The organism is Streptomyces sp. NPDC038707, from assembly GCF_040636485.1.
GTDB lineage: Bacteria > Actinomycetota > Actinomycetes > Streptomycetales > Streptomycetaceae > Streptomyces.
On the sequence record NZ_JBEZUP010000020.1, the window covers coordinates 112,014 to 129,764 of the forward strand.

Sequence of the window (17,751 nt, forward strand, 5' to 3'; positions counted from 1 at the left end):
CCCACACCCGGACCGACGCGCCCCCTGACCGCCCATGGACCAGCGCACGCTCCCGTCCGGCTCGTACGTCCCTGGGCCGGGGCGGGTTGCTGCCCCGTACCCGCCGGTCAGGGCGCGCTCCTGTCCGGGGCACCCTGCCGGACCACGGCTCGCCCGGCCCTCCTGATCGTCCCTGGACCGGACCACGGCTCGCCCGGCCCTCCTGATCGTCCCTGGACAGGGGCGCGCTGCTGCTGCGTACCCGCCGCTCAGGGGGCCGCTCCCGTCGGGCGCCGAGCCGGGCCAGGGCCCGTCCGGCCCGTACGTCCCTGGGCCGGAGCGGGCTGTTGCCCCGCGCCCCGCCGGGACAGGGCGCCCTCCCGCACCGCATCCCGCCGGGCCACGGCCCGCCCGGCTCGCGTTCGTACCTCCCTGGGGCAGCGCACCCCGCCGGGGCACCGCCCGTCCGCCCCGTGCCCCGCGCAGCGGACGCGGGAAAACCGCTTGCACCGCCCCGTTAGACTGGCCTCATGGCCATTCTCCTCGCGCATTAGACGGCGGGAACGTCCTCAGCCGCCCACCCGCCAATCCCTGTACGCCCTGGAGTCTGTCCGTGATCTCCGCCTCCGGTATCGAGCTGCGCGCCGGTGCGCGCGTCCTCATCGAGAACGCCACCTTCCGTGTCGCCAAGGGCGACCGCATCGGCCTCGTGGGCCGCAACGGCGCAGGCAAGACCACCCTCACCAAGTGCCTGGCCGGCCAGGGCATTCCGGCCGCCGGCACGATCACCCGCTCCGGCGAGGTCGGCTACCTCCCGCAGGACCCCCGTACCGGCGACCTCGACGTCCTCGCCCGCGACCGCATCCTGTCCGCGCGCGGCCTGGACGTGCTGATCCGCAAGATGCGCGAGAACGAGGAGCGCATCGCCACCGGCAAGGGCTCCACCCGCGAGAAGGCCCTGAAGCAGTACGAGCGCCAGGAGACGGAGTTCCTCACCAAGGGCGGGTACGCCGCCGAGGCGGAGGCCGCCACCATCGCCGCCGCGCTGAACCTGCCCGACCGGGTGCTCGGCCAGCCGCTGCACACGCTCTCCGGCGGTCAGCGCCGCCGTATCGAGCTGGCCCGGATCCTGTTCTCCGACGCCGACACCCTGCTGCTGGACGAGCCCACCAACCACCTCGACGCGGACTCGATCATCTGGCTGCGGGACTACCTGAAGACCTACCGCGGCGGTTTCATCGTCATCTCCCACGACGTCGACCTCGTCGAGACGGTCGTGAACAAGGTGTTCTACCTGGACGCCAACCGCGCCCAGATCGACATCTACAACATGGGCTGGAAGCTCTACCAGCAGCAGCGCGAGGCCGACGAGAAGCGCCGCAAGCGCGAGCGCGCCAACGCCGAGAAGAAGGCCGCCGCCCTGCATTCGCAGGCCGACAAGATGCGCGCCAAGGCCACCAAGACGGTCGCCGCGCAGAACATGGCCCGCCGCGCGGACAAGCTGCTCTCCGGCCTGGAGGCGGTCCGCCAGTCCGACAAGGTCGCCAAGCTCCGCTTCCCGGAGCCCGCCCCCTGCGGCAAGACCCCGCTGATGGCCGAGGGCCTGTCGAAGTCGTACGGCTCGCTGGAGATCTTCACCGACGTCGACCTCGCCATCGACAAGGGCTCCAGGGTCGTCATCCTGGGCCTCAACGGCGCAGGCAAGACCACCCTGCTGCGTCTGCTCGGCGGCGTGGAGCAGCCCGACACCGGCCGGGTCGTCCCGGGCCACGGTCTCAAGCTGGGCTACTACGCCCAGGAGCACGAGACCCTGGACCCCGACCGCACCGTCCTGGAGAACATGCGCTCGGCCGCCCCCGACATGGACCTGGTCGAGGTCCGCAAGGTGCTCGGCTCGTTCCTGTTCTCCGGTGACGACGTCGACAAGCCGGCCGGGGTCCTCTCCGGCGGCGAGAAGACCCGGCTCGCCCTCGCCACCCTCGTCGTCTCCTCGGCGAACGTGCTGCTCCTGGACGAGCCGACGAACAACCTGGACCCGGCCAGCCGTGAGGAGATCCTCGGCGCCCTGCGCACCTACAAGGGCGCGGTCGTCCTCGTCACCCACGACGAGGGCGCCGTCGAGGCGCTCCAGCCCGAGCGGATCATCCTGCTGCCGGACGGCGTCGAGGACCTGTGGGGCTCCGACTACGCGGACCTGGTCGCCCTCGCGTGATCGACGGGCCGGATCCCCGCGCATGGATCATTCGGCCCATCCGTGATCCCTCATCTGTGTGAGATCTCCTCGTATCGGGGTGTGTCATACACGGATTTCACGGCCGGCCCCCCGGTAGCCGGGGGGCCGGCCGTTCGGCGTTCCTGACCTGGTACTTCGCGAATCCACCCGTAGGGGCGCAGCTGTCCCGCCCGCTGGAATTTCCCCTTCCGTTTGTGGGGACCGCCTCCTGTCGTCACAACGATGTCTCACCGACCTTGCCGAATGGGTGGCCATCACGCCCGGGAGGGGTGATCATGAGGAGACCAGAGCGCACTTCCCATGAGGAGGCACGGGTGGCCGAGACTCTGAAGAAGGGCAGCCGGGTGACCGGCGCCGCGCGCGACAAGCTCGCGGCAGACCTGAAGAAGAAGTACGACTCCGGTGCGAGCATCCGGGCGCTGGCCGAGGAGACCGGCCGCTCGTATGGCTTCGTGCACCGGATGCTCAGCGAGTCGGGCGTCACGCTCCGTGGGCGTGGCGGAGCGACCCGGGGTAAGAAGGCCGCTTCGTCCTGACTCCGGGCGGCCCATCGGCTTCGATGGTGGCCACCCGGTCGGCGGACCGACCGGCCGGGTGGTTACTGTGCAGTCACTTAGCTCAGCTTCGCTGACCGCACCCATCGGAGGCACCCCATGGCTTCGCCCGACCAGGACCTCGCTCCCGCACTCGACAAGGACGGCGTACGGCTCACCGTCGAGGACGCCCTCGCCACGGTGACGCTGACCAACCCGGCCAAGCGCAACGCGCAGACTCCCGCCCTGTGGCGGGCGCTCGCCGAGGCCGGGCGGCTGCTGCCGGGCACCGTCCGGGTGGTCGTGCTGCGCGGCGAGGGACAGTCGTTCTCCGCCGGGCTGGACCGTCGCATGTTCACCCCGGAGGGGATCCCGGGCGAGCCGACCTTCGTCGACCTCGCGCGCCATGACGATGCCGGGATCGACGCGATCATTGCCGAATACCAGGAGGCGTTCACCTGGTGGCGACGGACCGACATCGTGTCCATCGCCGCCGTCCAGGGCCATGCCATCGGGGCCGGCTTCCAGCTCGCGCTCGGCTGCGACCTCAGGGTCGTCGCCGACGACGTCCAGTTCGCCATGCGCGAGACCAGCCTCGGCCTCGTCCCCGACCTGACCGGCACCCACCCGCTGGTCGGCCTCGTCGGATACGCCCGCGCGCTGGAGATCTGCGTGACCGGGCGGTTCGTCGGGGCCGAGGAGGCGGTGGCGAGCGGGCTGGCCAACCTCGCCGTGCCCGCGGCCGACCTGGACGCGACGGTACGGGACCTGGCGGCGGCGCTGCTGGCCGCGCCGCGCGATGCCGTGGTGGAGACCAAGGCGCTGCTGCGCGGCGCCCTCGACCGCACCTACGAGGAGCAGCGTGCGGCCGAGCGCGCCGCCCAGGCCCGCCGCCTGCGCGACCTGGCCGGCCTCGGCGAATGAGCACCGCGTCCCCGTGACAGTGACCGTGACCGCGGCCAGGGGCGGCGGGCCCTGGCCACGGTCAGGCGGTTCCGCCGGGGGAGCGGCGCGTCAGAATCCGTGCCGCATGCCGCCGTCGACGGGGACCATGATCCCGGTCAGGTACGACGCGGCCGGGGACAGCAGGAACGCGGCGGTCCGGCCGAACTCGTCCGGCTGCCCGTAGCGGCGCAGCGGGATCCGTGACGCGTTCGCGGTCCGGGTGGCCTCGGGGTCGGCGGACCGCCCGTCCAGCTCGCGCACGCGATCGGTGTCGATCCGGCCCGGCAGCAGCCCCACCACCCGGATCCCGCGCGGCCCCAGCTCGTCGGCGATCGACTTGGCGAACCCGGCCAGCCCCGGCCGCAGCCCGTTGGACACCGTCAGCCCCGGGATCGGCTCGTGCACCGACCCGGAGAGCACGAACCCGATGACCCCGCCCTCCGGCAGCTCGGCCGCCGCCGCGCGGGCCAGCCGGACCGCGCCGAGGAAGACCGACTCGAACGCGTCCCGCCACTGCTCGTCGGTGTTGTCGGCGACGAACCCGGGCGCCGGCCCGCCCACGCTCACCAGCACCCCGTGGAAGCCGCCGAAGTTCTCCCGGGCCGCCGTGATCAGTCGTTCGGGAGCGTCCGGGTCGGCGTTGTCCACGGCCACGCCCACCGCGTTCGGGCCCAGCGCGGCGGCGGCCTCGGCGACCCGCTCGCCGTCCCGGCCGCTGACGACCACCTTCGCCCCGTCCGCGACGAGTTCCCGCGCGGTGGCGTTGCCCAGTCCCCGGGTGGCTCCGGTGACGACGTACACCCGGTCCTTCAGTCCAAGATCCATGGCCCTATCCTGCCCCCTCCCGCCCGAACAGCGTGAGCGCGGTGTTCACCAGACCGACATGGCTGAACGCCTGCGGGAAGTTGCCCAGCTGACAGCCGTCCACGGGGTCGTACTCCTCGGCCAGCAGGCCCACGTCGCTGCACAGGCCCGCCAGCCGGTCGAACAGCTCGCGGGCCTCCTCGGTGCGGCCGGTCAGGTGCAGCGCGTCGGCCAGCCAGAAGGAACAGGCGAGGAAGACGCCCTCGCCGCCCGGCAGCCCGTCGATCACCGAGTCCTCGGTGTCGTAACGGCGCAGGAAGCCGCCGTGCCCCAGCTCGGCGCGGATCGCGTCCACCGTGCCGACCACCCGGGGGTCGTCCGGCGGCAGGAAGCCCACGCGCGGGATCAGCAGCAGCGCGGCGTCCAGTTCCCGGGAGCCGTAGTACTGGGTGAAGGTGTTGCGGTCCCGGTCGAACCCCTTCTCGCACACCTCCCGGTGGACCTCGTCGCGCAGCCGGCGCCAGCCCTCCAGGTCGCCGCTCAGCTCCTGGTACCGCTCCAGCGTCCGGACGGCCCGGTCGGCGGCCACCCACACCATCACCTTGGAGTGCACGAACTGCCGCCGGCCGCCGCGCACCTCCCACAGCCCCTCGTCCGGCTGCCGCCACGCCGATTCCAGGAACCTCATCAGTGAGCGCTGCATGGCCCACATGTGCGGCTTGGTGGACAGGCCCGAGGAACGGGCCAGCGAGAGCGAGTCCATCACCTCGCCGTACACGTCCAGCTGGAGCTGGTCGACGGCGCCGTTGCCGACGCGCACGGGGGCGGAATCGGCGAAGCCGGGCAGCCACGGCAGCTCCGTCTCCGGCAGCCGCCGCTCGCCCGCCACGCCGTACATGATCTGCAGATCGGCCGGGTTGCCGGCGACCGCGCGCAGCAGCCAGTCCCGCCACGCCTCGGCCTCCTCCTGGTAGCCCGCGGCGAGCAGCGCGCCGAGGGTGAGGGTGGAGTCCCGCAGCCAGCAGTAGCGGTAGTCCCAGTTGCGCACGCCGCCCGGCTGCTCGGGCAGCGAGGTGGTCGCCGCGGCGACGATCCCGCCGGTCGGGGCGTAGGTGAGGGCCTTCAGGGTGATGAGCGAGCGCACCACCGCGTCCCGGTACGGCCCGTCGTACCGGCACCGTCCGGCCCAGGCCCGCCAGTCGGCGACGCTGCTCTCCAGCGCCTCGTACGGGTCGATCAGCGGCGGGCGTCTCTCGTGCGAGGGGTGCCAGGTGAGCACGAACGCGACCCGCTCGCCCTCCGCGACGGTGAACTCCGCGTGGGTGCCGTACGCCTCGCCCCAGGTGCGGACGGCCGGCTCGGTGCGCAGCCAGGCGGAGTCCGGCCCGGCGACGGCCACCCGGTGACCGTCCGCGCGGCGCACCCACGGCGTGATCGAGCCGTAGTCGAAGCGCAGCCGCAGCGTGCTGCGGACGGTGACCCGGCCGCGGACCCCCTCCACGATCCGTACGACGTCCGGGGCGCGCTCGCGCTGCGGCATCAGGTCGGTGACGCGCACCGCGCCGTCCGCCGTCTCCCACTCGGTGTCCAGGACGAGGGTGTCGGGCCGGTAGGCGCGGCGGGCGCAGACGTCCGCGCCTTCGGGTGCGATCCGCCAGAAGCCGTGGTCGTCGTCGCCCAGCAGCCGGGCGAAGCAGGCGCCGGAGTCGAAGCGCGGCAGGCACAGCCAGTCGATCGAGCCGTCCTTGCCGACCAGGGCCGCGGTCTGCTCGTCCCCGATGAGGGCGTAGTCCTCGATGCGCGCGTTCACGGGATGCGGTTTCCCGCCCGGCCAGGGGGCCAACCAGGCGGTCCGCCGGGGGAGTGAGCGGGGCCGGCGGTGACGAACGAACCGGAGACGGCCGTGGGCGAAGTGGACAGTGGGCCGAAGGCGGGGCCCCGGGTCCCGGTGGGCGTCGGCCGGGACGGGCGCGGGTCGGCTGCCGGTCGCGGAGGAGCGGGTTCGTGTGTGTGGGGGGGAGGAGGCTGGATGTCGGCTGTCGGCCTGGCGGGGCGTGAGTCGGCCGAGCCGGGACGGACGTCAACCGTCACCTGGCCGGGGCGCCGCTGGGCCGTCGGTCTGGCGGGGCGTGTGCCGGTGGGCGGCCGGGGTTGGGGGCGGTGCGTGGGCGCTGGGCGGGGCTGGTGTGAGTTGTCGCCGGAGCGGCTGCCGGGGTCGGGGGTGCGGTGTGCGGGTGCCGGGCGGGGCTGGTGTGAGTTGTCGCCGGAGCGGCGGCCGGGGTCGTGGTGGGGCGTTGGCCGGGACGGATGCGTGTCGGTCGTCGGTCTGGCGGGGCGTGTGCTGGAGCGGCGGCCGGGTTCGGGGGTGCGGTGTGCGGGTGCCGGGCGGGGCTGGTGTCAGGCGTCGTCGGGGCGGCGGCCGGGGCGGGGCGCATGCCGGCCGGCGGTCAGGGACGGGAGCGCGGGGGCGGCAGTCCGGGGGCGGGAAACGGAGGCCCGGCGACGGGGCGGGCGCGAGCCGGGGGTCAGACCGGGGTCGGTTCGGTTTCCTCGGTCCGCTGCCGCGTCGCCGCCTCCTCCCGGTCCCGTAGCTCGCGCCGGACCAGGAACCACCAGCCGACCGGGACGGCCGCCGCGAACAGCCACCACTGGATCATGTACGCGTAGTTCAGCGGAGCGTCCTCGCTGCCCGGGTCGGAGATCTGCTCCGGGGTGCCGTCCTTCGCCCGGGGCGCGGTCTGCTGGATGTAGCCGCCGAGCACCCGCGCGCCCAGCCGCCGTGCCTCCTCCGCGCTGTTGATCAGCATGATCTGCCGGTCGGGCAGGCCCTTGACGTTCTTGATGCCGCTCGCGGCGGTCGTCTCGTCGGCCATCAGCCGTCCGGTGACGGTGGTTCGCCCGGCCGGCGGCGCGGGCACCTTCGGGAAGTCGGTCTGCGCCCCGTTGGCGGGGATCCAGCCCCGGTTGACGAGCAGCACCTTGCCGTCGTCGAGGACGAGGGGGGTGAGGACGTGGAAGCCGACCTCGCCGTCGGAGCTGGTACGGCGGCGGACCACGACCTCCTTCGCGGTGTCGAAGGTGCCGGTCGCGGTGACCGTGCGGTACTTCTCGGCACGGGTCACCGTGTGCCCGGGGGAGGTCAGCCGCTCCACCGGAACCGGGTCGGCGTGCAGCGCGGCGGAGACCAGGTCGTTGCGGGCCGTGCGCTGCTCGTAACGGTGCTGCTGCCAGAAGCCCAGCCGGATCATCGTAGGGATCAGCGCGATCGCGACGAGCGTGAGGATCACCCACTGGCGGGACAGCAGGAAGCGGTAGCGGTGCACCCCACGACGGTACCTCCGCGCCATGGGGTGCGTTCAGGCGGGTACCGGGTCAGACCCGGTCGACGACGCCGATCCTCCCCTCGGCGCGGGCGCAGTGCGCGCCGCAGAACCAGTGGCCCTCGACCTCCACGCCCTGGCCGATGATCTGCACCCGGCAGTGCTCGCAGATCGGGGCCATGCGGTGGATCGCGCAGGAGAAGCAGTCGAAGACGTGGATGGCCCCCTGCGCGTGCACCTCGAAGGTCATTCCGTAGTCATTGCCGCAAACTTCGCATGTCGCCATGCGCCACAGGGTGAGCCGTCGCCGATCCCCCCGGCGAGCCGGCGCCGGGTGAGTCGTGGGGCAATCACCCGTTCGTACGATGAACCGCACGCGGCGCCGGCCGGGCTACCCGTCGGCGGGCTCCACGTCCCGCAGCAGCTGCCCGAACGCCGCCTCGTCCACGATCGGCGTGCCGTACTGCCGGGCCTTGACCGTCTTGGACGTGCCCGAGTCGGGGTCGTTGGTCACCAGCAGGCTGGTCAGCCGGGAAATGCTGCCGGCCACATGCAGCCCGGCTTCCGTGGCGCGGTCCTCCAGCAGTTCCCGCTCCGTCGACGTGTCACCCGAGAAGGCGACCCGCATGCCCTGTTTGAGCCTTTTGCCGTCTTCATAGCGGCCTGGGTTGGGATAGGGGCATGCGGGCCTTTTGCGGGAGGGGCGCCAACTGCCCGCCCGGTAGCCGCCGTAGCCGCCCGTCGCCTGCCGGGGCACCGGCCGGTCCGACCACTCCGTCAGCGGCCGGCACTCCAGCAGCGGCAGCCGTACGCCGCCCGCCGCCGCGGCCCGCAGGCTGGGCCGGAACGCCTCCGCCAGCACCCGCGCGTCGTCCAGCGCGTGGTGTGCCCGCTGCTGCACCACCCCGAAGTGCGCCGCCAGCGACTCCAGCTTGAAGTTGGGCAGCGGCAGCCCCAGCTCCTTCGACAGCGCGATGGTGCACAGCCGTTGCCGCACCGGCGCCTCGCGCCGCACGCGCGCGTACTCCCGCGCGATCATCTGCCAGTCGAAGACGGCGTTGTGCGCGACCAGCACCCGGCCGTCCAGCCGGGCCGCGAACTCCTCGGCGACGTCCGCGAAGAGCGGCGCGCCGGCGAGCAGCTCGCTCGTCAGTCCGTGTATCCACACGGGGCCCGGATCGCGCTCCGGGTTGACCAGCGTGTACCAGTGGTCCTCGACCTCGCCGCGCGCGTCCAGCCGGTAGACGGCCGCCGAGATGATCCGGTCGTCCCGGGCCAGTCCGGTGGTCTCCACGTCAACGACCGCGTATCCCTTCGGATACGCGGCCGGCCACGAGGTGGCGGAGGGCGCTGCGGTCGCACGGTCTTCGAGCATGGTCACTGAGGATACGGGCCGCCACTGACAACGCGGTCCCCCAGGTCCGCCGCCGCGTTCCGGGCCCGTCCGTCCGCTCGGACACCGCACGGACACGCGTGCCGCGCGACGCCCGGCGTCCGGGCGAGAGGAAGCCGCAGGCGGACCGGCGTCGCCGTCTGTCCGGTCGGCGTGCCCGCCCCCGCTCGCCACGTCCCGGCAACCCCCTTGAAGGAATGCCCCGTTGTCGGGTGACGGACCTTCAGCCGGCCGACAGGGGCAGTACGGCGCACCGGCCGAGCGGGGCGGTGGGAGCGTCGGTGCGGTGGGCGGGGTCCCGCCGGTGGGATCCTCCCTGCTGTGACGGAACCCACCCACGACGAGGCCCACGGCGGCGCGCTCGGCTCCCGGCTGAACTGGCTGCGGGCCGCCGTGCTGGGCGCGAACGACGGCATCGTCTCCACCGCCGGCCTGGTCGTCGGCGTGGCCGGCGCCACCGGGAGCCGCGCCGCGCTGCTCACCGCCGGCCTGGCCGGCCTGCTCGCCGGCTCGATGTCCATGGCGGCCGGCGAATACGTCTCCGTGTCCACCCAGCGCGACTCCGAGATGGCCGCACTGGCCGTGGAGCGACGGGAGCTGCGCGACCAGCCGGAGGCCGAACTGCGGGAGCTGACCGAGCTGCTGGCCCAGCGAGGCCTGTCCCGCGAGGTGGCCCGCGAGGCCGCCGAACAGCTCACCGCGCGGGACGCCCTGCGGGCCCACGCGCGCGTGGAGCTGGGCATCGACCCCGACGACCTGACCAACCCCTGGCACGCGGCCTGGGCGAGCTTCCTGGCCTTCACCGCCGGCGCGCTGCTGCCGCTGCTGGCCATCGTGCTGCCCCCGGCCGGCGCCCGGCTCCCGGTCACCGTGTGCTGCGTCCTCGCCGCCCTGGTCCTCACCGGCTGGAGCAGCGCGCGCCTCGGCGCGGCCCGGCCCGGGCGCGCGGTGGTGCGCAACGCGGCCGGCGGGGCGCTGGCGATGGCGGTGACGTACGCGGCGGGCAGCCTGCTGGGGGCGGCCGGGGTGTGAGCGCGGACCCCTGGCCGCGCGGGGCGCCGGGGGCGCGACGTACGGTGAGGTGCGCCCGCCGCGCCGCGGGCGCGCCGCACCGCCTCGCACGACAAGGACCCCCGCCATGCGCGCCACCACCATCCACGCCCCCTACGACCTGCGCGTGGAGGACGTCCCCGAGCCCGTGGCACAGCTGCCCACCGACGCCGTCGTACGGGTGCTGCGCGCCTGTATCTGCGGCAGCGACCTGTGGGCCTACCGGGGCGAGGCGGCGCGGCAGCCGGGCCAGCGGATCGGCCACGAGTTCCTCGGCGTCGTGGAGGAGACCGGCTCCGAGGTGGCCACCGTCCGCCGCGGTGACCTGGTGGTCGCGCCCTTCATGTGGTCGGACGGCGTCTGCGACTACTGCCGCGAGGGCCTGACCACCTCCTGCGAGCACGGCGGCTTCTGGGGCTCCGTCGGTTACGACGGAGGCCAGGGCGAGGCCGTCCGCGTGCCGTTCGCCGACGGCACCCTCGTCCGGCTGCCCAAGGAGGCCGCCGGCGACGACCGCCTGCTGTCCGCCCTGCTGACCCTGTCCGACGTGCTCGGCACCGGCCACCACGCCGCCCTCGGCGCGGGCGCCCGGCCCGGCGCCACGGTCGCCGTCGTCGGGGACGGCGCGGTCGGGCTGTGCGCGGTCCTGGCCGCCAGGCGGCTCGGCGCCGAGCGGATCATCGCCCTGGGCCGGCACCGGGGACGGACCGACATCGCGCGCCGGTTCGGCGCCACCGACGTCGTCGCCGAGCGCGGGGAGGCCGCCGTCGAGGCCGTCCGCGAGCTGACCCGGGGGCAGGGCGCGCACGCCGTCGTGGAGGCGGTCGGCACCGAGCAGTCCATGCGGACGGCCGTCGGCATCACCCGGGACGGCGGCGCCATCGGCTTCGTGGGCGTGCCCCACGGCAGCGGCACCGGCCTGGACCTCGGCGTGCTGTTCGACCGGAACATCGCCCTGCGCGGCGGGGTCGCCCCGGTCCGCGCCTACATCCCGGACCTGCTGCCCGACGTCCTCGACGGCACGGTCGACCCGTCCCCGGTGTTCGACATGACCGTGGACATCGAGGGCGTACCGGACGGCTACCGGGCGATGGACGAACGCACGGCCCTGAAGGTGCTGGTCACCAACGACCGGTGACGGCGTGCGTCACCCGGGCGTGACCGGGTCGGCGGCCCAGCGGGCCGGGTCCGAGCCCCACGGGACCGGGGGCCGGGCCCAGTCGGCGGGGCCGCCCGTGAAGGACACGGCCGGGCGGGCGTACCGCAGCCGGCCCAGCGCGCCGCCGGTCTCGGCCAGCCAGGCGTCCGGGCCCGGGTACGGCTCCTGCCCGGCCGGTCCCGGGCGGATGTCCTCGGCCGGTCCGGGGCGGATGCCGGACGTCAGCCAGTGCGCGGTCCGGGCCAGCGCGAGCCGCACCAGCCGGCTCCCGCCGTCGTACGACTGCTCGGTCAGCGCCCGCAGCACGGCCGCCGCCAGCAGATAGCCGGTGCCGTGGTCCAGGGCCTGCGCGGGCAGCGCGCCCGGCTCGCCGGCCGTGCCCTCGGTCACCGCGATGCCGGTGGCCGCCTGCACCAGGCTGTCGAAGCCGCGCCGTTCGCGCCACGGCCCGTACGCGCCCCACGCCGACACCTGCGCCACGACCAGGCCGGGGCGGCGCGCACTCAGCGCCTCCGGGGAGAGCCCGTACCGGTCGAGGGCGCCCGGACGGTAAGCGGTCACCACGACGTCCGCCGTGCTCAGCAGGTCGTCGAAGACGTCCCGGCCGGTGCCCAGGTCCAGCGTCGCGGACCGCTTGCCGAAGCCCGTGTCGGCGTGCTGGTCCGGCAGTTCCGGCAGCCAGGGGGCGTCCAGGCGCAGCACGTCGGCGCCGAGCAGGGCGAGGGTGCGGGTGGCGACGGGGCCCGCCAGGACCCGGGTCAGGTCCAGGACGCGCAGCCCGGCTGCGGGCAGGACGGCGGCTCCGGGCCCGAGCGCTCCGGGCCCGAGCGCCGGGAACACCCGCGGGGGAGCCGCGTCCAGCCGCTCGCGCTCGGCCAGCGGGCGGGCGGCGACCTCGGCCGCCTGCGCGTGGGCCCGCCACTGCTCCGGCGTGCGCAGGGCCACGGCGAGACCGCCCGCGCGGGCGACGGCCTCCTCCACCTCCAGGGCCGAGCACCCGGCGAGCCGTCCGGCCACCCGCTCCGCCGGGGCGTCCCCGGGCAGCCCCAGCGCGCCGAGCAGCCGGGCCCGGTGGTGCGGGTAGTTGGCGTGGGTGCGCACCCAGCCGTCGGCCGTCCGCCAGAACCGGGACAGCGGTGCGAAGGAGACCGGGGCCCGGCCGTCGATGCGCAGCAGCCGCTCGCTGTGGAAGGCCGCCGCCACCGCGCCGTCGTCGACCCGGACGTCCGGGGCCTCGGGGAGCCCGGTGCGGCGGGCCGCCAGCTCCGCCGCGGCCAGCCCGCAGGCGCCGACGCACGCCCGGGCCAGTTCCCGCACGGGAAGGCGCGCCGTGAGCACGCCCTCCCGCGGGACGGTGGTGAGCCGGGAGAGCCGGGCGGGATCGCCGCCCAGCGCGGACCACGCGTACACGAGTGCAGTCATGACTGCACTATGCATTATTGATTGAATCAATACATGGCGTGGACCCGGCATGGACGCCTGCGCGGCCGTCCGTGCGACGCCTACCTGGTCACGGCGGCCAGCGCGTCCGTGATCCCCCAGCCGTAGAAGCCGTTGCGGTTCTTCGTCCCCTCGCAGACCGCGTCCACCTTGCCGTCGCCGTTGTAGTCGTACGGGTCCGCGCAGGGCGTCGCGGTGGCCTCCGCGTACAGCAGCGCCTTCACGAGCGCGGCCGGGGCGTGCGGATGGGTTGACTTGATCAACGCGGCCACGCCGGCGACATGCGGGGTCGCCATGGACGTCCCGGCCATGTAGCCCCACTTGCCGCCCGGCAGCGGGCCCAGGATCAGGCCGCTGGTGGCCGGGGCCTGCGGCGGCTGGTAGTTGTCGCCGCCGGGCGCCGCGATGTCCACCACTCCGAGGCCGTAGTTGGAGAAGGACGACTTCAGCCCCTTGGCGCCGGTCGCCGCGACCGTGACGACACCCGGCAGCTGGGTCGGTATGTCGAAGCACTCGTGCGGGTCGATCACCCGGGTCGACGCGGTGCTGTCGTTCGGCGAGGACTTGTCGGTGATCGCGTCGGACGCGAGGTCGTACTTCTCGTTGCCCGCCGCCGCGACGTTGACCGTGCCCTTCCGCTCCGCGTAGCGCGTGGCCCGGCCGATGGCGTCCACGAGCGCCTTCTGGTCGGGGTCGGTGGTGCAGTTGAAGTACCAGGGGTCGGTGTAATAGCTGTTGTTGGTCACGTCGACGTGGTGCTCGGCCGCCCACACGAAGCCGCAGACCACGGCCTCGGCGTAGAAGAAGCCGTCAGGGTTGGACACCTTGATGCCGGCGACCTTCACCCCCGGCGCCACGCCCGTCATCCCCACGCCGTTCCTGGCCGCCGCGATCTCACCGGCCACGTGCGTGCCGTGCGGGCTCTCCGCCGCGGACGGCCGCCAGGCGCCGTCCGTCGTGTCCGGCTTGCCCGACACGCAGTTGACGGAGGCCGCCCGGTCGAAGTTGGGCGCGATGTCCGGGTGGGTGTCGTCGACGCCCGTGTCGATGACGGCGACCGTGACGTCCGGGCTGCCCAGGGTCTTCTCGTGCGCCTTGTCCGCCTTGATGGCGGGCAGGTCCCACTGGAGCGGCTCCAGCGGGTCCTGGCCGGCGGCGGCCCGGGCACCGGCGGCCTCGGCCGCGCTCAGGGCCTTCGGTGTGCCCACGTCGGTGGTGGACTGGGCGGGCAGCGGCGCGGTGCGCGTGGCACCCGCCGAGGCGACCCCGGGCACGGCACGGACCGCCTGGGCGAAGCCGGGGTTCGCGGAGTGTGCGACGATCACGCCGATCCGGTCGTAACTCGTCACGACCGTACCGCCGTTGCGGGTGATCGCCCGCCGCACCGACGCGAGGGTGGAACGGTCCGTCCTGGTGTTCACCACGTACGACAGGGTGGGGCCGTCCACCGCCCGCGCCGCCGTGGCCGCCGTGGCCGTCGAGGCCGCCGCGGAGGCCGCCGACGGCAGGAAGCCGAGCGTGGCGGTCAGCGACAGCGCGGCCGGTACGGCGAGCGCCAGCCGGCGGCTGGAGCGCAGATGAGCCATGGGATCTCCACATCATCCGGATACGGAACCGCCCGGAACGCAGGTGGCCGTCCGGGCAGGTACATGACGAGGTGGTGCTGGGCCGAAGCTATCTCCCGGCGCTGATCTCCGAAAGAGCCAGGCGGACTTGAACCGCTGCCCGGGCGCCGCCGTGACCGTGGGCGGGAGGTCCGAAAAGATCAGGACCCCTACGGGATTCACCCGATGCAGCCGCATGGTGACGCGCTGTAATGTGATCCCGTCCCTGTGAGATCAGCCAGCGCACGTCCGTGACGCGAGGAGACACCGTGGCTACCGAGACACCGCCACCCGCGAAGACATCAGCCCGCCTTCCCTCCACCGGGGAGTTCACCGAGGTGCAGCAGAGCGCGGAGTTCGGTGAACTGCGCCGCGCCCACCGCTCCTTCGCCTTCCCCCTGACCATCGCCTTCGCCGCCTGGTACCTGCTGTACGTCCTGCTGTCGAACTACGCGGGCGACTTCATGGGCACCCGCGTGGCCGGCAACGTCAACGTCGCACTCGTCCTGGGCCTCGCCCAGTTCCTCACCACGTTCCTGATCGCCTGGTGGTACGCCCGCCGCGCCGCCGCCCGGCTCGACCCCCGGGCCGAGGCCATCAAGTCCCGGATGGAGGGCGGAGCATGAACGCCGTACCCCACACGCTGCTGGCCGCCGGCGAGGCGAGCGAGCACCGGACACTGATCATCACCCTGTTCGCGGTGTTCGTCGCCGCGACCCTCGTCATCACCGTCTGGGCGGGCCGGCAGACCAAGGACGCCGCCGACTTCTACGCCGGCGGACGGCAGTTCACCGGCTTCCAGAACGGCCTCGCCGTCTCCGGCGACTACATGTCCGCCGCGTCCTTCCTCGGCATCGCCGGCGCCATCGCCCTCTTCGGCTACGACGGCTTCCTGTACTCCATCGGCTTCCTCGTCGCCTGGCTCGTCGCCCTCCTGCTGGTCGCCGAACCCCTGCGCAACTCGGGCCGCTACACGATGGGCGACGTCCTGGCCTACCGCATGCGCCAGCGCCCCGTGCGCACCGCGGCCGGCACCTCCACCATCGTCGTGTCGATCTTCTACCTGCTGGCCCAGATGGCGGGCGCCGGCGTGCTGGTCTCCCTGCTCCTCGGCATCACCAGCGACGGCGGCAAGATCGGCATCGTCGCCCTGGTCGGCCTGCTGATGATCGTGTACGTCACCATCGGCGGCATGAAGGGCACCACCTGGGTCCAGATGGTCAAGGCGGTGCTGCTCATCGCCGGCGCCGTGCTGCTGACCTTCCTCGTCCTGCTGAAGTTCGACTTCAACATCTCCGAACTGCTCGGCAGGGCCGCCGACAACAGCGGCAAGGGCAGCGCCTTCCTGGAGCCCGGACTGAAGTACGGCGCCACCGGCACCACCAAGCTGGACTTCCTCTCCCTCGGCATCGCCCTGGTCCTCGGTACCGCCGGCCTGCCGCACATCCTGATCCGCTTCTACACCGTCCCCACCGCCAAGGCCGCCCGCAAGTCCGTCCTGTGGGCCATCGGTCTGATCGGCGTCTTCTACCTGATGACCCTCGCCCTCGGCTTCGGCGCGGCCGCGCTGATCAAACCGGACGAGATCACCACCTCCAACAAGGCGGGCAACACGGCGGCCCCCCTGCTGGCGCTGCACCTGGGCGGCGTCGACTCCAGCTGGGGAGCCGTCCTGCTCGCCACCATCTCCGCGGTCGCCTTCGCCACGATCCTCGCGGTCGTCGCCGGACTGACCCTGGCCTCCTCGTCCTCGTTCGCGCACGACATCTACGCGAACGTCATCAAGAGGGGCCGGGCCACCGAGCAGCAGGAGATCGGCGCGGCCCGCTGGGCGACCGTCGGCATCGGCGCGGTCTCCATCGTCCTCGGCGCCCTGGCCCGCGATCTGAACGTGGCCGGCCTGGTCGCCCTCGCCTTCGCGGTCGCCGCCTCCGCCAACCTGCCGACCATCCTCTACAGCCTGTTCTGGAAGCGGTTCACCACCGCGGGCGCCCTGTGGTCGATCTACGGCGGCCTGGTCACCGCGGTCGGCCTGGTGCTGTTCTCCCCGGTGGTCTCCGGCAAGCCGACCTCGATGTTCCCCGACGTCGACTTCCACTGGTTCCCGCTGGAGAACCCCGGCCTCATCTCCATCCCGGTCGGCTTCCTGCTCGGCGTGGTGGGCACCCTGCTGTCGAAGGAGGCCCCGGACGCCGGGAAGTACGCGGAACTGGAGGTGCGGTCCCTCACCGGCACCGGAGCCCACTGAGACGGCCCGCGGGACGACCGCGTCGGGCGGGACTGTGCGGTCCTACGACGCGGTCGCGCCGTTCCTGGTGGGTTCGGGCCGCTGTCGATGTCGGCGGGGTCACGTACGCTCGCAAGTGACGGACGGGGCGTCCGCGGCCCAGAATCGGGTGACCGGGAGAGGGAGGGGCCCACGTGCTCATCGACACCTACGGCCGGGTGGCCACCGACCTGCGGGTCTCGCTGACCGACCGGTGCAATCTGCGCTGCACCTACTGCATGCCCGAGGAGGGCCTGAGCTGGCTGGCCAAACCCGACCTGCTCACGGACGACGAGATCGTCCGCCTCATCGGCATCGCGGTCGGCGCTCTCGGCATCGAGGAGGTCCGCTTCACCGGCGGCGAGCCCCTGCTGCGCCCGGGGCTGGTCGGCATCGTGGAGCGCGTCGCGGCCCTCGCCCCGCGCCCCCGGATGTCCCTGACCACCAACGGCATCGGCCTGGTCCGCACCGCGACCGCCCTGAAGGCGGCCGGCCTGGACCGGGTGAACGTCTCCCTGGACACCCTGCGTCCGGACGTCTTCAAGACCCTCACCCGCCGCGACCGCCACCAGGACGTCCTGGACGGCCTGGCCGCCGCCCGCGAGGCCGGGCTGACCCCGGTCAAGGTCAACTCGGTCCTGATGCCGGGCCTGAACGACGACGAGGCCCCGGACCTGCTCGCCTGGGCGGTCGAGCACGACTACGAACTCCGGTTCATCGAGCAGATGCCGCTGGACGCCCAGCACGGCTGGAAGCGCGAGGGCATGGTCACCGCCGGGGACATCCTCGCCTCCCTGCGCACCCGTTTCGACCTCACCCCCGAGGGCGCCGACGCGCGCGGCTCGGCCCCCGCGGAGCGCTGGCTGGTGGACGGCGGCCCGCACCGGGTCGGCGTGATCGCCTCCGTCACCCGCCCGTTCTGCGCGGCCTGCGACCGCACCCGCCTCACCGCCGACGGCCAGGTGCGCACCTGTCTGTTCGCCACCGAGGAGACCGACCTGCGCGCGGCCCTGCGCTCGGGCGTC

At 73.5% G+C, this 17,751-nt stretch carries 15 protein-coding genes; 8 read left to right on the forward strand and 7 right to left on the reverse strand.

Features of this window, described 5'->3' with window-relative positions; genetic code table 11:
* Positions 1-592 precede the first annotated feature (592 nt).
* The 3 genes from AB0E62_RS25595 to AB0E62_RS25605 all read left to right on the forward strand — a co-directional run bounded on the left by AB0E62_RS25595 (position 593) and on the right by AB0E62_RS25605 (position 3,669).
* Positions 593-2,191 (forward strand): ABC-F family ATP-binding cassette domain-containing protein, encoded by a 1,599-nt coding sequence (locus tag AB0E62_RS25595; RefSeq protein WP_362198197.1) that lies wholly within the window; start codon positions 593-595, stop codon positions 2,189-2,191.
* 335 nt (positions 2,192-2,526) lie between these two features.
* Complete coding sequence (locus AB0E62_RS25600) at positions 2,527-2,748, forward strand: helix-turn-helix domain-containing protein (protein ID WP_004002281.1); 222 nt, start codon at positions 2,527-2,529, stop codon at positions 2,746-2,748.
* A 117-nt stretch (positions 2,749-2,865) separates the two neighbouring features.
* Positions 2,866-3,669 carry an enoyl-CoA hydratase/isomerase family protein gene (locus AB0E62_RS25605; protein WP_362198200.1) on the forward strand — a complete coding sequence of 268 codons (804 nt, stop codon included), beginning with the start codon at positions 2,866-2,868 and terminating at the stop codon, positions 3,667-3,669.
* A 90-nt stretch (positions 3,670-3,759) separates the two neighbouring features.
* On the opposite strand, the gene AB0E62_RS25610 is transcribed toward AB0E62_RS25605, so the two are convergent.
* The 5 genes from AB0E62_RS25610 to AB0E62_RS25630 all read right to left on the reverse strand — a co-directional run bounded on the left by AB0E62_RS25610 (position 3,760) and on the right by AB0E62_RS25630 (position 9,189).
* Positions 3,760-4,515, reverse strand: a complete 756-nt coding sequence (locus tag AB0E62_RS25610) for an SDR family oxidoreductase (RefSeq protein ID WP_362198203.1) — start codon at positions 4,513-4,515, stop codon at positions 3,760-3,762.
* 4 nt (positions 4,516-4,519) lie between these two features.
* A complete protein-coding gene (locus AB0E62_RS25615; RefSeq protein WP_362198206.1) occupies positions 4,520-6,304 on the reverse strand; it encodes a glycoside hydrolase family 15 protein in 1,785 nt (594 codons plus the stop codon).
* Positions 6,305-7,019: 715 nt separating this feature from the next.
* On the reverse strand, positions 7,020-7,841 hold the full coding sequence (locus AB0E62_RS25620; RefSeq protein ID WP_362198209.1) for an SURF1 family protein: 822 nt from the start codon (positions 7,839-7,841) through the stop codon (positions 7,020-7,022).
* A gap of 25 nt (positions 7,842-7,866) precedes the next feature.
* The gene (locus AB0E62_RS25625; protein ID WP_362198212.1) at positions 7,867-8,100 is read right to left on the reverse strand and encodes a hypothetical protein; all 234 of its coding nucleotides are present in this window, start codon (positions 8,098-8,100) and stop codon (positions 7,867-7,869) included.
* A 105-nt stretch (positions 8,101-8,205) separates the two neighbouring features.
* Positions 8,206-9,189, reverse strand: a complete 984-nt coding sequence (locus AB0E62_RS25630; protein ID WP_362198215.1) for a DEDDh family exonuclease — start codon at positions 9,187-9,189, stop codon at positions 8,206-8,208.
* Between the two features lie 339 nt (positions 9,190-9,528).
* Between AB0E62_RS25630 and AB0E62_RS25635 the strand changes: the two genes are divergently transcribed.
* Complete coding sequence (locus AB0E62_RS25635) at positions 9,529-10,239, forward strand: VIT family protein (protein ID WP_362198218.1); 711 nt, start codon at positions 9,529-9,531, stop codon at positions 10,237-10,239.
* Between the two features lie 106 nt (positions 10,240-10,345).
* Entirely contained in the window at positions 10,346-11,395 is a 1,050-nt protein-coding gene (locus AB0E62_RS25640; protein ID WP_362198221.1) for a zinc-dependent alcohol dehydrogenase family protein, read from the forward strand.
* A gap of 9 nt (positions 11,396-11,404) precedes the next feature.
* On the opposite strand, the gene AB0E62_RS25645 is transcribed toward AB0E62_RS25640, so the two are convergent.
* Together AB0E62_RS25645 and AB0E62_RS25650 are read right to left on the reverse strand one after the other, a co-directional pair.
* Positions 11,405-12,838, reverse strand: a complete 1,434-nt coding sequence (locus AB0E62_RS25645; protein ID WP_362198224.1) for a CoA transferase — start codon at positions 12,836-12,838, stop codon at positions 11,405-11,407.
* A gap of 80 nt (positions 12,839-12,918) precedes the next feature.
* Positions 12,919-14,442 (reverse strand): S8 family serine peptidase, encoded by a 1,524-nt coding sequence (locus tag AB0E62_RS25650; protein ID WP_362198227.1) that lies wholly within the window; start codon positions 14,440-14,442, stop codon positions 12,919-12,921.
* Positions 14,443-14,729: 287 nt separating this feature from the next.
* Between AB0E62_RS25650 and AB0E62_RS25655 the strand changes: the two genes are divergently transcribed.
* The 3 genes from AB0E62_RS25655 to moaA form a co-directional block, all read left to right on the forward strand.
* Positions 14,730-15,086, forward strand: coding sequence for a DUF485 domain-containing protein (locus tag AB0E62_RS25655; RefSeq protein ID WP_362198230.1), 357 nt, complete (start codon positions 14,730-14,732; stop codon positions 15,084-15,086).
* Positions 15,083-16,708: a cation acetate symporter gene (locus AB0E62_RS25660; RefSeq protein WP_362198232.1), complete on the forward strand. Its 1,626-nt coding sequence runs from the start codon at positions 15,083-15,085 to the stop codon at positions 16,706-16,708. The genes AB0E62_RS25655 and AB0E62_RS25660 overlap by 4 nt, the downstream gene beginning before the upstream one ends.
* Positions 16,709-16,881: 173 nt before the next feature.
* On the forward strand, positions 16,882-17,751 hold an 870-nt coding region (gene moaA, locus AB0E62_RS25665), incomplete at its 3' end, for a GTP 3',8-cyclase MoaA (protein WP_362198235.1).